General features: G+C 56.9%; 10 protein-coding genes and 3 pseudogenes. 6 read left to right on the top strand and 7 right to left on the bottom strand.

The window, feature by feature from the left end:
* Positions 1–5 precede the first annotated feature (5 nt).
* Entirely contained in the window at positions 6–1,172 is a 1,167-nt protein-coding gene (locus IVB19_RS37990) for a hypothetical protein (RefSeq protein WP_247822226.1), read from the bottom strand.
* Positions 1,173–1,548: 376 nt separating this feature from the next.
* Here IVB19_RS37990 and IVB19_RS37985 point away from each other — a divergent pair, with 376 nt between their 5' ends.
* Complete coding sequence (locus tag IVB19_RS37985; protein ID WP_247822225.1) at positions 1,549–2,439, top strand: serine protease; 891 nt, start codon at positions 1,549–1,551, stop codon at positions 2,437–2,439.
* Positions 2,440–2,531: 92 nt separating this feature from the next.
* On the opposite strand, the gene IVB19_RS37980 is transcribed toward IVB19_RS37985, so the two are convergent.
* Both IVB19_RS37980 and tnpC read right to left on the bottom strand, forming a co-directional pair.
* Complete coding sequence (locus tag IVB19_RS37980; RefSeq protein WP_247822224.1) at positions 2,532–3,041, bottom strand: group II intron maturase-specific domain-containing protein; 510 nt, start codon at positions 3,039–3,041, stop codon at positions 2,532–2,534.
* A gap of 35 nt (positions 3,042–3,076) precedes the next feature.
* Positions 3,077–4,184, bottom strand: a pseudogene (tnpC, locus tag IVB19_RS37975) (IS66 family transposase); the annotation flags it as partial.
* A 756-nt stretch (positions 4,185–4,940) separates the two neighbouring features.
* On the opposite strand from tnpC, the gene IVB19_RS37970 reads away from it, so the two are divergent.
* Together IVB19_RS37970 and IVB19_RS37965 are read left to right on the top strand one after the other, a co-directional pair.
* Positions 4,941–6,800, top strand: coding sequence for a caspase family protein (locus tag IVB19_RS37970; protein ID WP_247822223.1), 1,860 nt, complete (start codon positions 4,941–4,943; stop codon positions 6,798–6,800).
* Positions 6,801–6,993: 193 nt separating this feature from the next.
* Complete coding sequence (locus tag IVB19_RS37965; RefSeq protein ID WP_247822222.1) at positions 6,994–7,794, top strand: alpha/beta fold hydrolase; 801 nt, start codon at positions 6,994–6,996, stop codon at positions 7,792–7,794.
* 3 nt (positions 7,795–7,797) lie between these two features.
* On the opposite strand, the gene IVB19_RS37960 is transcribed toward IVB19_RS37965, so the two are convergent.
* Positions 7,798–8,283 (bottom strand): ABC transporter substrate-binding protein, encoded by a 486-nt coding sequence (locus tag IVB19_RS37960; RefSeq protein WP_247348837.1) that lies wholly within the window; start codon positions 8,281–8,283, stop codon positions 7,798–7,800.
* An 89-nt stretch (positions 8,284–8,372) separates the two neighbouring features.
* Positions 8,373–9,008, bottom strand: a pseudogene (locus IVB19_RS37955) (IS3 family transposase); the annotation flags it as partial.
* Here IVB19_RS37955 and IVB19_RS37950 point away from each other — a divergent pair.
* A pseudogene (locus IVB19_RS37950) lies at positions 9,005–9,193 on the top strand (ISL3 family transposase); the annotation flags it as partial. The pseudogenes IVB19_RS37955 and IVB19_RS37950 overlap by 4 nt on opposite strands.
* A gap of 146 nt (positions 9,194–9,339) precedes the next feature.
* Here the strand turns inward: IVB19_RS37950 and ybgC are convergent.
* Both ybgC and IVB19_RS37940 read right to left on the bottom strand, forming a co-directional pair.
* Positions 9,340–9,783, bottom strand: a complete 444-nt coding sequence (ybgC, locus tag IVB19_RS37945) for a tol-pal system-associated acyl-CoA thioesterase (protein WP_247822221.1) — start codon at positions 9,781–9,783, stop codon at positions 9,340–9,342.
* 1,054 nt (positions 9,784–10,837) lie between these two features.
* Positions 10,838–11,383 carry a hypothetical protein gene (locus IVB19_RS37940; protein ID WP_247822220.1) on the bottom strand — a complete coding sequence of 182 codons (546 nt, stop codon included), beginning with the start codon at positions 11,381–11,383 and terminating at the stop codon, positions 10,838–10,840.
* Positions 11,384–11,424: 41 nt separating this feature from the next.
* On the opposite strand from IVB19_RS37940, the gene IVB19_RS37935 reads away from it, so the two are divergent.
* Complete coding sequence (locus IVB19_RS37935) at positions 11,425–12,897, top strand: coproporphyrinogen-III oxidase family protein (protein ID WP_247822219.1); 1,473 nt, start codon at positions 11,425–11,427, stop codon at positions 12,895–12,897.
* Positions 12,894–14,108: a hypothetical protein gene (locus IVB19_RS37930; RefSeq protein ID WP_247822218.1), complete on the top strand. Its 1,215-nt coding sequence runs from the start codon at positions 12,894–12,896 to the stop codon at positions 14,106–14,108. The genes IVB19_RS37935 and IVB19_RS37930 overlap by 4 nt, the downstream gene beginning before the upstream one ends.
* Positions 14,109–14,170: the final 62 nt, after the last annotated feature.

Below are 14,170 nucleotides of genomic sequence, written 5' to 3'. Positions count from 1 at the left end.
AATTCTCACTTCAAGAAAGGGCAGGTCTTGGGAGGCGGTGCAGCTTCTGACCGAGCACGGAAGGGTATGGACATAAGAAAATCGGTCTGTACGAAATTGTCGAACACGCCACTGCGCACCACCTGCAAACTCGTCGGCGGAAAATCCTTCAACGGAACGAGCGTTCCGTTCAGTGACTTAGCAAGAACGGAACCCACTGGCACCGGTTCTTGATTTGGGACGCCGATCTGAAACAGTCCGGAGCTTAGAGGATTAAAAAATCTGACGCTGGCGGTTTTCTTGTCCCAGCCGCCGTATGAATGGCAGCTGATGCACGAGGAATTTACGAAGCCGTTTTCGATATGGGCGTCGGACAGCACAACGGGCGTCCCCGTCGAATCCACAAAATTGGTTTGCGTTCCACCCAGCTTATAGTTTTCCCAAACGGTCCCAGCGAGGCTGGCGGGCATTCCCGCCGTGTCCGGAAACTCTCTCCCAGGTTGGTTTGGAATCGGAGTACCTGCGAAAATCTTGTGATGAAAGGTCGCCCAAAACCAGTTTGGGATGTCTTTTGTGATGATATGAAGTGTTTGCAGTCCGAAAACGACTTTAGTCGCTCCCGGTGATTGTTTAGGATTTAGTTGTCCTTCCTTTACATAGAGAGTGATTGAATAAAAAGTACCCGGTACGCCTGATGCAATCTCAGCATCAGTGAATTGCACCCAAGCTGCCTTTACCTCGATGCTTTCGGGAGGAAACGTTATCGATGAGTTGGCATTCGCATATCTCGCTACACCGTCTTGGCTGTACAGACAGTTCTTTCGAATGAAATCGAACGTTGCTTGGTTCATATAGGTTTCGCCGAGCCCCCCGACTCCGCCAACAAAGACGCCCTCTCCGGTCGCATTGAATCTAGCGCTGATAGCAGCCTGCTCGTGGAAGCTCTGCTGCCCAGGCGCCTGACCAAAAAAATGCCTAGCGTCGTTCGCGTCGGTCCAATCCGATGGAAAACTTCCGTCCTCTTTGAACACCTCACTATCCGCCAGCTTCCACGTTTCCCAAACGGCAGTCGTTCCGGCCTCCCCAGGACGGCGCGTACAATCGGGAATGCCACGAGATTTCCCGTCAGTCGCGACCGCCGGTTGGACCAATGTCGCAAATAAATCCCATGCATGCTTGCTTGGATTATCCATCGCATTGGTGCGCACTGGCTGCGGAGGGCACAAGTTGGTCTTCGTTGGCGAAGTCGCTCCATCAGCCTTTGCTGGACCGGTGTGAGCCCAAACAGTGAGAAAAAGCAACGCAGCCCCAGCCTGCACGAATCGATCGCTAGAGAAACTTCTCACAGCACCTCTCCGGATTTGAAAATCGCGAACGTATTCTTCAATTAATGCGACACAATAAGCGACGAGCAGGCAAAACAGCCGCAAGTTGCCCCGTCAGATACCCTATGGCGCTCATCCTACGCGGTCGAACGCGCGCCCGCAATGGTTGAGTTTGTGCGGAAGGTTTGATTATCTTAGCTGGCCGCCTCAACTTCGGCAGTCGGCACAATTGGGAGAAGTGAATATGCGAGTATTTACTGGCTTGGCGGTAATTGGCTGGTTCTTGATTGTGCCTGCGGGTGCGCAAGTTTTAAACAAGGACATTGAAAGCTTGCAGAACCGAGTGCAGGACATTGTAAAGCAAGCAAAGCTCCCAAGTAGCGATCAACAGTTGATATTGGACTCAATTCGAATCGACCCTCGCATCATTGGCGGCAATCCCGTGGACTTCAAACAGAACAAGTGGCAGGTCGGACTTGTAAGAGCAGTCGCCCCGGAGCCGCAACGCTTCCTATTCTGTGGAGGCTCGCTTGTATCTTCGCGTTGGGTTCTCACGGCAGCACATTGCGTCGATAATTTCATCGTAAACAAAGACCCAAGCGCGCTGCACGTCGTCGAGGGCACCGGCTTTTTGCCCGCAGGCGGCGAGCGCGTGAAGGTTACTAACGTCATCATTCATCCAAAGTGGAACGCCGAGCGTAACGATTATGATTTTGCCCTGCTTCAACTGGAGCGGGACACGACACTGGGCGAGCCGATTTCTCTGGCGGCAGAGGGATCGAGCTATCAAGGGGATGCTTATGTGACTGGATGGGGTGCAATATTCCAGGGTGGAAATACGACAACTGATCTACTTGGTGCAAACGTACCGATAGTTCCGAATGATGTATGCAATGCCAAAGAAAGCTATAACGGACGAATTACGGCGGCGATGATCTGTGCGGGTAACAAAAACGGCGGCGTCGATTCCTGCCAGGGCGATAGCGGAGGACCGCTCAGCGCCGCTGTCGACGGCACGCGCCGACTCATCGGCGTTGTGAGCTGGGGGGAAGGCTGCGCGCATCGATTAAGATACGGCATCTACGCCAACGTGGCGGTTGCAACAAGTTGGATAAGAAACACATTGGACCATTAATTACGGTGGCAGTGCGCATAATTCAGCGAACTCGGTTGAGTAGTGGGCCAGTTGAGCTGTAGGGCGCCCGATCGTAGTTGGCGCGGTCCAGTCTAGCCGACGCAGTTCGTGCATACGATGCGAACCGATCCGAGAAGGCGGACATTCCGGCGAGCCGCCGTGGCCAAAAAATATGCGCACGTTCGCAAGGCCAAATCGGGAAAGGGGACGCCTCGCGGCGTCGCCCCTCCCACACCACTGTACGTAGGGGTCCGTATACGGCGGTTCGGTGGATTATGCGGGTCTCGGGGCCGCGACGGAAGCCAAGCCGAGTCACCTGAAGAAGACAGTTTGCAAGGCAATGTTAAGCGCAGGGCTCGCCGCCAAGGGCCATGTGGGCTGCCGGCGGTTTGGGCCGCCAGATCCCGGCCGACGCCACGGCGTCGCAGTTCGGCAAAGCGGGTGCGACCACGCTTCCACTGCTTCCAGGCGATGGCGCGCAACCGCCGCCTGATCCACTGATCGAGTGCGCTCAACACCGACGGGGTTTGGCAGAAGCCGAAATATCCGCGCCAGCCGACAAGGTAAGTGGCAACTCCTTGGCGATCTGTTCGAGGCTTCATCCGCACGTGCGTCGTGTCAGCTGTAAGCGTCGTTCTCAGGCCACGGCTTTGAGGGCTTGATCGCGGTAGGCCCAGGGCAGTAGCAGGTCGATGTCTCGGTTTGGATGTCCGTTGACGATCCTGGTCAGGACGTCGGTGAGGTAGGCGAGCGGATCGACGTCGTTGATCTTGCAGGTCTCGACCAGGGACGCGACGACGGCCCAATGCTCGGCGCCGCCGTCGGATCCTGCAAATAGTGCATTCTTACGGCAAAGTTTGATACCGCGGATCGATCGTTCGACGGTGTTGTTGTCGAGCTCGATCCGGCCGTCGTCAATGAAGCGCGTCAGTCCTTGCCAGCGCGAGAGGGCGTAGCGGATGGCATCGGCGAGCTTGATCTTCTGGCTGATGAGAGCCAGCTTGGCGCGCAACCAGGCCTCGAAGGCGTCGGCCAGAGGCCGGCTCTTCTGCTGCCGCACGAGGCGACGTTCCTCGGCGCTGCAGCCGCGGATCTCCTTCTCGATCGCATAGAATGCGGCGATGTGCTTGAGCGCCTCGCTCGCGATCGGAGCGGGGGCCGGCTGTCGCGAGTTCGTAGAAGTTGCGCCGCATGTGCACCCAGCAGAAGGCGAGCTCCACCTCGCCACGTTCGGCAAGCTTTGGGTAGGCATTGTAGCCATCGACCTGCAGGACGCCCTTGAAGCCGGCGAGATGGCTGAACAGCCGCTCGGCTTTGCGGTCGGGTGCATAGACGTAGGCGATGCCGGGCGGATCGAGGCCGCCCCAGGGCCTGTCGTCGGCGGCATAAGCCCAGAGCTGGCCGGTCTTGGTGCGCCCTCGACCGGGATCGAGCACCGGCACCGTCGTCTCGTCGGCGAACAGCTTGGATCTCGCGCGAAGCACAGTGAGAAGGCGCTCATGCAGGGGGCGCAGATGGAAGGCGGCATGCCCAACCCAGTCCGCCAGTGTCGATCGATCGAGAGCGATGCCCTGGCGGGCATAGATCTGGGCCTGCCGGTACAGCGGCAGGTGATCGGCATATTTGGACACCAGAACCTGGGCGACGGTTGCCTCCGTCGGCAGGCCGCCCTCGATCAGCCGGGCCGGAGCCTCGGCCTGCAGGACGCCATCTTCGCAGGCTCGACAGGCGTATTTGGGACGTCGGGTGTCGGACGAACAGCTCGAGCTGCAGCACTGCGAGCAAGAGATTGCCCGTCTCAAATAGCTGATTGTGCGCCTTCCGAAATTGCGTTGCGCAACCTCGTGAGAGACGCCGAGGACCGAAAATCGGAACGCGCGTGAGTCTCTGGCGAGTCCACCGGACGACCAGCCCCGGGGGGAAACGAACGTCGTCGTAGCGCGCTGTTCTTGGCAACGCGGCTCCCGCGGGGCGCAGGGAGCAGCCCGCCACTATCTCGATAGTGGCGGGGCTCCTATTTTCGAGGCGGAACTTTGAGGATTCAGACCGGCATTTGCGGCTCGGCTCCTCTGGTTTGATCGGATGCCGGCATGCGCAGGAAAGGCGGCGATAGGCCGAACGCATCTGGCCGACGCGGTCGCTAAACAGGGCGCGACGCATCGTTTTAGGACGAGTGTCATAGGCAAGCGGATGTTCTCGAGTGGGGCCTGCGGGCGCCAGTTCCCGCAAGCCTCGTAGAACTGAAACCGGCCAATTCAAGCGAGTCGTCCTGCGACGGATGGCACTCCGGACGGCTCGCTTCAAGCCAAGTCTGCCGCTCGAAGATCCCTCGCCCGGCAGCTGTGGGCGGCGTCCACCAGGGCCGGCAGAAGATACCTGGGCATTCCGGTGAGCATTGCTGCGCTAGGGTGCGGCCGACGGTCGTAAGAAAACTCTTTCAGAAATCCCACCAGCTTACTACCATAACCTGTCCCGTCTCGTTTCCCGATGTGGAGGTTGCGATGGCGATCAGAAGGCGCGAGGTGCTTTTGGGGGGCCTGGCTTTGGCGCAATTGGCAGCGCCGCTCCCACTGAGAGGCCAAACCAGTGGGGTATCGACGCGAGCCGCCGTCGTCGTCGGCGTCAACAAGACGGGCGACTTGCCGGTCCTGCGCGCGGCTGCCTCCGGTGCAAAGTCGGTTGCTAGCTGGCTGAGCGCCGAAGGCTTCGAAGTTAAATTGATCGATGATGATGATGGTCGAGTCGTCACGGCAGACAGTATTAAACGTGCCGTCACGGAGCTGGTCAATCGAGGCACGCTCACTCAGCTTCTTATCTACTTTTCGGGGCATGGCGTCGCATTTGGGACGAGTGAATTTTGGCTGTTGACAGGCGCGCCCGACGACTTAGCCGAGGCAGTCAGCGTCACTGAGTGTATAGATCAAGCCAACCGAAGTGCCATTCCAAACGTCGTCATCATTTGCGACGCATGCCGGTCAATCCCAGACTTTGACACGACCCTTCTTCATGGAACGGTGCTTTTTCCCAGAGGGAGCTTTGTACCCGGCGTCCAATCGCCCGACGTCGATCGTTTCTTTGGGACTCGGCAGGGTGCTCCCGCATACGAATTGAAGATCGCAGCCGATGACTATGCGGGGGTCTACACGTCGACCCTCTTGGACGCATTCAGAAGCCCGCGGGCCGGGATGGTGACTAAAGTCAGGGACGTGGACGTGATATCCAATCGCGCCCTTAAGACCTTTCTGCTGGAAGAAGTGCCGAGGCGCTTAAAGGCTGCAAATTCGAAGGTCATTCAGTACCCGGATTCGAAGATCGAATCTCCCGAAAGCGTATACATTGGCCGAGCAACAGCTCAACCGAGACCCACTCCGACTCCGATTCCGACGCCGACTCCCGGGCCGACGACAGGCAATATAACCGTCTCGGACATAGCCAATCACCAGTTTAGCCTCACGCGCGTTGGCCCCTTGGCTTCCCTTCGCGATCTAAACGTCCAGGCTCTCGATCGAGCTTCCGCAGACAGCGAACTCCGTCGAGTACAACGCGAACTTCTCGATACCAAGAAAGCCGATTCCTTTGACACGGAGACCGGTCTTTTCGTGGTTGGCGCTGGCGTGCGCGCGGTGTGGGTCGCAGGCGATCAAGGGGGAGACATCGTCGACGCAGGGGACGGGAGAGAGCGCCCCGCCATGATAAGCATTCCCGGCGCATATCCCCAACCGGTCACCACAGCTTTGATGTTTGAGGACGGTTCGGGCACTGTCGTCGCCGCGCTACCTGGATTTATAGGCTCTCTAACCGTGAGGAACGGACAGGTGACAAGCGTCGCGTATGCACCGTCCCCGCGAGGCTCCCGTCGAAGCGAGTACGCAGGCGAAAATGCTCGGCTTGAAGAGCTCCGGGCCTTGGCAGCTGCGTCAAGCAAATTCGGTGTTTTTCGCATCGAGGGAGATAAACAAGCGAGAACTGATGCTGGTGGACGCCTGGCAAATCAAATTCGTGTTCTCAAAAGCGTCGACCCGACATTGGGACTTTACGCGGCGTATGCCTACGCAGACGCCAATCTTCCTGATCAAGTACGATCGGTTCAATCCTACATGAGGGGAGATCTTGGAGCTGATTTATTTGACGTTGCACTGCTTGCTGACAAATTGACAGGCCAACGGATCGAGGGACTGCGAAACTCAGTCGTGCCCTTTTGCCCTATGTTGACCCAAGGATGGCAATTGCTCCGCGTTAGAGAAGTTACCCTGGCCGAGAATGTTCAGCGCGCGCGAGATAGCTTGCGGCCGGGCTTGTGGACGACGTTTGGACCGCCCGGCGTGGAGTTTATCGGCAGAGCTATCCAAGCCGCGCGATAGTGGTTTTATTCACTTTGGGGGAAAGACGATGGTGACTCGTCGTGATTTGCTTTCAGCAGCCGGAGTTGGCCTGGCAGCCTCGATTCTTCCGCTCCCACGCGCGCGGGCCGCTAATCTTGCCCCTGTACGACTAGTGTTGGTGCATGGCCGATCGCAGCAAGGGCGCGATCCCGGTGAACTAAAGTCAATTTGGATGGATACGCTCCAGCGCGGCGCCGCGAAAATCAAACGCAGCCTTCCGGATAGTCTCGAGGTGGTGTTTCCCTATTATGGGGACAAGTTGGATGAACTCGCCCGGCAGTCCGAGCTACCCTTGACTAATGACGTTCAGGCCAAGGGGAATCCTGTAGATGACGATTTCCTGAAATTCCAAGCATCGGTCGCCGAGTCCATGCGCCGTGGTGCAGGCGTAACGGATGCTCAGGTTCAACAGGAGTTCGGGAACAACACAACCGAGCGGGGCCCGCAGAATTGGGCGTGGGTTCAGGCACTCATTCGTGCGATTGATCGACATGGCGGTGGAGCTAGCCAGACCACAATCGAGACGATCATGCGAGACGTATACCTTTATACAACACGTGCCGGCGTCAGGGACGAGGTCGACCGTATCGTCGGACCTGCGTTAAATGAAAAACCCTGTGTCGTGATTGCCCATTCGCTAGGAACTGTAGTTGCCTACAACGTACTACGCACGGACCGCCGTAGCTTAAACGTGAGGGCGTTCATAACCGTCGGCTCACCACTCGCTATTAGAGCTATACGAGATCAACTGCGCCCAATCGGCTTTCCACCGCCAGCGAAAGCTTGGTACAACGCGTTTGACCCGAGGGACGTGGTCGCTCTGTACCCACTCGACGCAGCCAATTTCCCGGTAAACCCAGCCATCGAAAACTACGGCAGCGTCAGGAATGGTACCGATAACCGGCACGGAATAATCGGGTACTTGGACGACCCGGACGTCGCCAAGCATGTCTTGGATGCCTTGACCGTATGATCATTATCTTTCGAGATAATGCGCCGGCGGATACTCTCGAGAAAAGGCCCGACCGGACAAAAATTTCTTTGGATCGTAGGTCCAAAACTGGCTTACGAACGGATATGTCTTGATTGGCTCGTTTCCGAGTAGCGCCGTGTTGCTTCGGGATATTCGCGAAGCTTTCGCGATGAAGATGATTCCAACAACGTTCCCACGTTCGTCGAATTTGACGGGACCGCGGATCGTGTCAAACACCTCAGATCCACGCAGCGTCTCGGTAAACCTCTGTCGGTCCTCGATATCACCTCCGAGTTTTTGCAAGGCTTGCTCTAGCACCGCGCCAAACGTGTACGCCGCAGCAGCATTGAGGCCAGGCGCCGAGTTAAATTCGCGCCGCATTGAGGTCGCAAACATCCGATTCGCCGAAAACTCGAAATCAGGCAAATACCAACTGGACGATATAGTTCCAACTAGGTCGTCGCCGAACTGGCTCTGGGCTGCGTCCAAAAGGGAAGCATCCAGATTGGAGAAGTTGGCAAGGATCGGAAGCCTAACACTGAACCGCTCCGGGTTTGCCGGAGGCCATTTGGTTTAAGTTATGCCGCCATGGCGGGTTGTTCCAGCATGGCGTAGTAGCGTTGCTCGGCTTCGGCAGGCGGGATGTTGCCGATGGGCTCGAGGAGCCTTCGGTTGTTGAACCAGTCGACCCATTCGAGGGTAGCGAACTCGACGGCCTCGAAGTTCCGCCACGGTCCACGCTGATGGATCACCTCCGCCTTGTAAAGTCCATTGATCGTTTCGGCGAGAGCATTGTCGTAAGAATCTCCGACGCTGCCGACAGAGGGCTCCACGCCGGCTTCGGCCAGGCGCTCGGTGTATTTAATGGATACGTATTGGCTACCCCTGTCGCTATGACCACGAGCCCGCCACGATGGACCGGCCGTCGATCATGCAATGCCTGCTCCAGCGCATCGAGCACGAAGCTGGCGTGCGCCGTGCGCGAGGCCCGCCAGCCCACGATCCTGCGGGCATAGGCGTCGATCACGAAGGCGACGTAGACGAATCCGCTCCAGGTCCGCGACATAGGTGAAATCGGAAAGCCAGAGGACGTTCGGCCTCGGCGCCTTGAACTGGCGGTTGACGTGATCCAGCGCGCATGGCGCGGCCTTGTCGCTGATCGTCGTTTTGACGGGCTTGCCGCGGATGACCCCTTGTAGGCCCATGTCCCGCAAGCCTCATTGCCTCGTTCGCGAATGGGATCGCCAACGATAAGGGCGCGGTGCACGCCGCTATTACGCAACCATGGTCCAATGGCCAAGTGAAAGCTCACATCGCCAAGCTCAAGCTGGTCGAACGGCAGATGTACGGGCGCGCTAAGCTCGATCTTCTTCAGGCTAGGCTGATTGGCGCGCCATAAAAACAATCACGATCATCGAATATGCGTCAGAGCCCCGATTGGATGCCGATTACCCCGAACACTGGTTTGACTAGGTCGCAACAGAAGCTTAATGACTTGATTTCAGTGGGGCGCTGGAAGCCAAAAGCTTGAACTAAGCGGCAGATCTATCGAAGCCCTTCCATAGCGAGCCGCAGCGACTTCGGGATGCGCTGCGCCTTTCCGGCTGAAATAAACGCCACGCGTACACGCGCCGTGACTAGGAGATCGTCTCCGCGCCTGCATTCCTGCAGCAACGCAATCGACGCTCCCCTCACCTCTTGCGGGACTGTGACGACGTCAAGCAGGTCATCCAAGACCGCCGGTTTTAGAAAATCGATCGTCATGGAGCGGACAACGAAGGCAAAGCCGGGCGCATCGTTCTTGGCTTCTTGGAGTAGCGCTTGCTGAGTGGTTCCGAGCAGGCGCAAGTAGTTCGTTCTACCGCGTTCCATGAAGCGCAAAAAATTTGCGTGATAAACAATCTGACCGGAGTCAGTATCTTCGAAATAGACGCGGACCTGCATGTGATGGCCGCCGTCGCGAATTTCGCCATCAAGAGAAGCTGTCACAGTGCGGTTCCCTTACTGCCCCTTCTGGGACGAATTGTCTTTGCACAGAGGCGCGTTCCGCAGCAAGTGCCAATGGGCTTGGTGCGTGCAGGTGGAGGCTGCCCGGCGCAAGGACGGTCGGAGACCGGTTGCTTTGCGAGAAGCCGGCACCCCCCTATCCAGATTTCGGGCAAGTCCCGCACGCACGGCTGGTTTGCAGAGCTCTTATCGCTGCTCAGCAATCCCCGAGGACCGAGGTCGCCCCACTGGCAAGCGCCTTGATCTCCGCGTACATCTCCGCTTCGCAGGCCAAAGTCGGGATTGCCCGGCAGTGCGGATTGTTCAGCAAGCAGTCCTATTCCGCGAATCCTACCATTCATAGCAGTTGTTAAACTCCGGCCGGTCAGCCATCGCGGCTGGATATTCCAGGTGAGATGGTCATGGAGATCGATGAAACCGGGCAGAATGATCCACGGTACCTTGACCGAAGAGTCGGCCACGCCGATGCTCTGCGCCCGAGTTCGTCGCTCGGTACGACACGCACCGCGCCTGGCAAGTCCGCGCCGAGCGCTGCCAATAGATCGAAGTCGCTCCGTGGCCACCGCGCCGCAAGAAAGCGACGAGTTCATTTGCATATCCGTCACGTGCCGGGACGCTGCCTTCATGAGCCGAGCGATTCGGTCGTAAGGTGGCCGTTGGAGCAGATGTTCGAGTTCGGCACGAGAGCCCGCCAACGTCATTCAACATTCCGCGTTGTCGTGTTCAGCCGTGTCCGGCTGAAGACGTTAATGTCCGGGACCAGACACTGAGGCGCGAGTATTCCGTCAGTGGACACGAAGCACATGGTTTTGCCCTCTTCAAGCCAGGCTCGCAAATGTCTTTAGTGGCACGTGTATTGCTGGGACACCGTAAATGGATCCGCACGACCATGACGATCTCGCATTCGCCGGCCCAGGAGTTCAAATGAAACTTGCTCGACTCAATGCCTTGGACCTGCGCTATTGAGTGCGGTCCCGCCTAAGGCTTTGCCGCGTCCGTCGCGGATGCCGCTGTCGTTCTTCGCGTCGGGTAACTGTCAAGACCACCAGACACGACTAGCATTGAGCGCGCTTACTCCCGAGAAAATCCGAACCAGTGTGACACGGTTGGGCAGCTCTGTGTCGAATGCATGCAGCGGCATGCGAATGTTGGCGTCGGACCGGGAGGAAACCAAATCAAGCTTGGTCTCGAGCAATGGCCGCTTCCTGTCGAAGAGGGGAGCGGACAGTAGTTGTTCAATGGCACGCTGGAGCAGATCGAGCTCGGCGCCCGACCCGGCGCGGGTCACACTCGAAGGTGGAGCACCATTTTCTCCAGCAGTATTCGCACTCCCCGCGCCTGAAGTCTTTCCTCGGTGCCGTTTCGCAACGCCCGAAGGACATTCGGCCTCGGCCACGGCATTTGTCTTCCTCGCCGAACCATAATCATCCCGCGTGTCCCCGAGCGGATGGCGACACTCGGCCTGCTCTACGGTGGTTGCCTCGAGTAGGAGCCGACAAATCCGCGTCTGATCGAAATGCACGACTTCAGTAACGAGCCCGAGCTTAAGAGCGCGATGTGACACGAGCAACGAAGCTGCCATCGGGCCTTGCCTTCACAAGAAAGCTAGAGGAGTTTAAAAAAATGCGTGCGCCGTCCTATTCCGAGGCTTTGGAATTCGCGATCGACCGCTCGTACGACATTAACCTTGACATGTTGAGGTCACGGAATTTGCACCTTGACATGCACAACGATTATCTTGTCGGCACATATCCGCCTCTCAAGGCAATGGGCGACCTGAATGCCGAAAAGTTGTTGCTTCAGGTTTCGTCGTCAATTGATCTCTATTTTCACATCCCCTTCTGTGATCAGTATTGTACCTTTTGCCACTTCGCCAAGGAAATCAATCCATCTTCCGGGCGAGTGGAGCGCTATCTGGCGGCTTTAGATAAAGAGATGAGCTGGTCGGACGCAGCGCTGGGTGGCAGAGCTGTTGAGACTGCTTTTTTTGGAGGCGGCACTCCCTCGTTCTTAACCAACCGTCAACTCGAAACGCTATTTGACATGATTAGCCGGCGCCTTGACTTGTCTAAGTCGGAAGTGAGTTTCGAATTGCATCCCTCTCTTGCAAAGCAAGTGGACGCTGCAGATCGCATATCCACACTGCTTAGAGCCGGCGTAAACCGCTTCGTATTGGGCGTTCAGAGTCTAGATCCGAGCATTTTACGCATATTGAACCGCGGGCACCACGTGGACGAGGTAGTACAACTCGTAAAGTTACTGAATGAGATGGGCGTTCAGAATCTGTCGCTTGATCTCATGTATGGGTTGCCGCAGCAAACGCTCCGGAGCTGGTACGACTCACTTATCGGCTTACTGGATATGGGAATAGAGAAGTTCAATGTATTCCCATTGATGTTTAAATCTACAGACCCCGTAGCCCGCCATTTGGCTAGCGGACGATATCAATTTGCCGGGGCTAAGGAGCGCATTATCATGCATTTTATGGCCGAGCACATCCTCACGAAACTCGGCTATCGCCATGGGCCGATTTTCTATTGGAGTAAGCAGTCGCAGCCGCACTCAATTCAACAGAGCCGCAAATACGATTCCTGGAACGACAATAATCTGGTCCCGTTTGGGGTTGCCGGGTTTGGTTACATGAGCCAGTGCCAGTTCTATAACGAGGCAGATTTAGATCGCTACCTATATAGGGTTGAGGCGGGCGAGAAGCCTGTGTGGAAGGGTGTTCTCCTGTCGCAAGATGATCTCATGCGCAGAACGGTAATGTTTGCCCTGCGAAGCAGTGGGGTGTTGCTCTCCCGCTTCGAGCGGGAGTTTGGGGTGTCCATCGAGAAATGCTTTGGCCGCGAGCTTAAACTCTTGAATGAGGCAGGACTCATCTGCATTTCAAACGGCCTGCTTTCGCTAACTGCCGCCGGCACTATCAATTCGGGCGCCGTATCGCTGCTATTTTTCTCGAACAATATACTCGAGCGGGTCGCGTACAACGACAGTAGGATAATAGACAAACGAACTGATCTGCTCGAAAAGCACGATTACTCACCGGCCGCACGATACGGGTCAAGTGCCGAAATGCAAGTTGCGTTTCGATGAAGTCGCGTGCGCGCTCATTTATGGTCGCTCCTTTTTCCGTTTCCACCCCGCAAGGGTCGCCCTGCCAGGCCGAGGACATATTTTCGCATCTGTCCGATAGCATTGATCGCCGGCAGCGAGAACGCCCGCTTGGGCTTGTCAGCAATTTCGTCGCCGATCAACTGCCGCACTGCATTGCGGAGATCAAATGCAGTGAACGACCAAATGAAGCGGTTAAGGCTCTTGGGCGTAATATCAACGCGATGATTGCGGAGACGGACTACGAAGCGCAGCTGCTAAGTCTGCCGCAGTCGGACTTTGAGATCGCTAAGACAGACATCCAATACCTCGTAAATTGTGCTTATCAGATGTCTGCGTTTGCCGGCCTTCATCCCGTGGATGCCGAGCTGACGGTGGGAGAGGTACTGATCCGCCTTGCGCGCTCGGCTTGTCAACGGCGGCCTGGCATTGAGGTCCTCTCCTATGACGATATGATCCTTACGAATCCGTTGCAGAACGATCCACGCGTATACTGCCTCGGCGCGGCCGGCGTCGAGGAGCGAGATTTTTGCTTGGGGCACCAGATGATCGAGAGCGAATTGCAGTCAGCAATGGACGCTCTGCTCAAGTTGCGTGATGTGGCCGACGTGGATGCGGGGCAATGTCTTGTGACATGCCTGGAGCGCCTTGAGTCAGCAAACAATGTTCTGACGCGCTTTTATGAACATATGTCGCCGGACTTATTTGGCCAATTTCGTGTGTTTTACGGTAAGAATCCTTATAAGAATACGCTTGGTCCAAGCGGCCGCTTCTCGGCCCGTATCGTGGCGGTCTCGGTGCTACTGGTCGGTGAAGAACTCTTCCACCAGAAACCGCAATTTTATAGGGATCTGTATCGGCTGTCCGAATATTATCCGCAGAGATGCATTCACGAGGTATTCCGCTGGCTGTCGCCAGGCAAAGGGAGTGCACCGCTCAAGCCAGGTTGGCTAAAGGGGAAAGCGGACTTTCCCAGGGTTGCGACCATTTCGCCAGTCGTGGAGCGTCACGGCCGCGAAATCGGAACGCTGCGCACGTCCTGTGTTTGTGCACTGGATCGGTTTACCCGGATGCACCGTAGTACGGCCTTAAAATATACGGTTGAGCCGGGTCGTCCGGTTGTCGGAGTTGAGGTATCGGAGAGTGTTGAGGCTGTCCTTTCTCAGCGGCTGTTGACAGAGGCGCGCCCGTAAGCCGACGGTGGTCTCTGCGTGGCTGAAAAACAGAGGCGCAGGCGTCCGCCACCGGTCGAGAG

The organism is Bradyrhizobium sp. 187 (genome assembly GCF_023101005.1).
GTDB classification, from domain to species: Bacteria; Pseudomonadota; Alphaproteobacteria; order Rhizobiales; family Xanthobacteraceae; genus Bradyrhizobium; species Bradyrhizobium canariense_D.
This window is presented reverse-complemented; position numbering and strand designations above follow the sequence as displayed.

Coding starts and splice junctions, on each gene's coding strand:
- IVB19_RS37940 (WP_247822220.1), bottom strand. CDS start 11,383: ATGGCAGCTTCGTTGCTCGTGTCACATCGCGCTCTTAAGCTCGGGCTC.
- IVB19_RS37985 (WP_247822225.1), top strand. CDS start 1,549: ATGCGAGTATTTACTGGCTTGGCGGTAATTGGCTGGTTCTTGATTGTG.
- IVB19_RS37970 (WP_247822223.1), top strand. CDS start 4,941: ATGGCGATCAGAAGGCGCGAGGTGCTTTTGGGGGGCCTGGCTTTGGCG.
- IVB19_RS37980 (WP_247822224.1), bottom strand. CDS start 3,041: ATGAAGCCTCGAACAGATCGCCAAGGAGTTGCCACTTACCTTGTCGGC.
- IVB19_RS37935 (WP_247822219.1), top strand. CDS start 11,425: ATGCGTGCGCCGTCCTATTCCGAGGCTTTGGAATTCGCGATCGACCGC.
- IVB19_RS37965 (WP_247822222.1), top strand. CDS start 6,994: ATGGATACGCTCCAGCGCGGCGCCGCGAAAATCAAACGCAGCCTTCCG.
- IVB19_RS37990 (WP_247822226.1), bottom strand. CDS start 1,172: ATGGATAATCCAAGCAAGCATGCATGGGATTTATTTGCGACATTGGTC.
- IVB19_RS37930 (WP_247822218.1), top strand. CDS start 12,894: ATGAAGTCGCGTGCGCGCTCATTTATGGTCGCTCCTTTTTCCGTTTCC.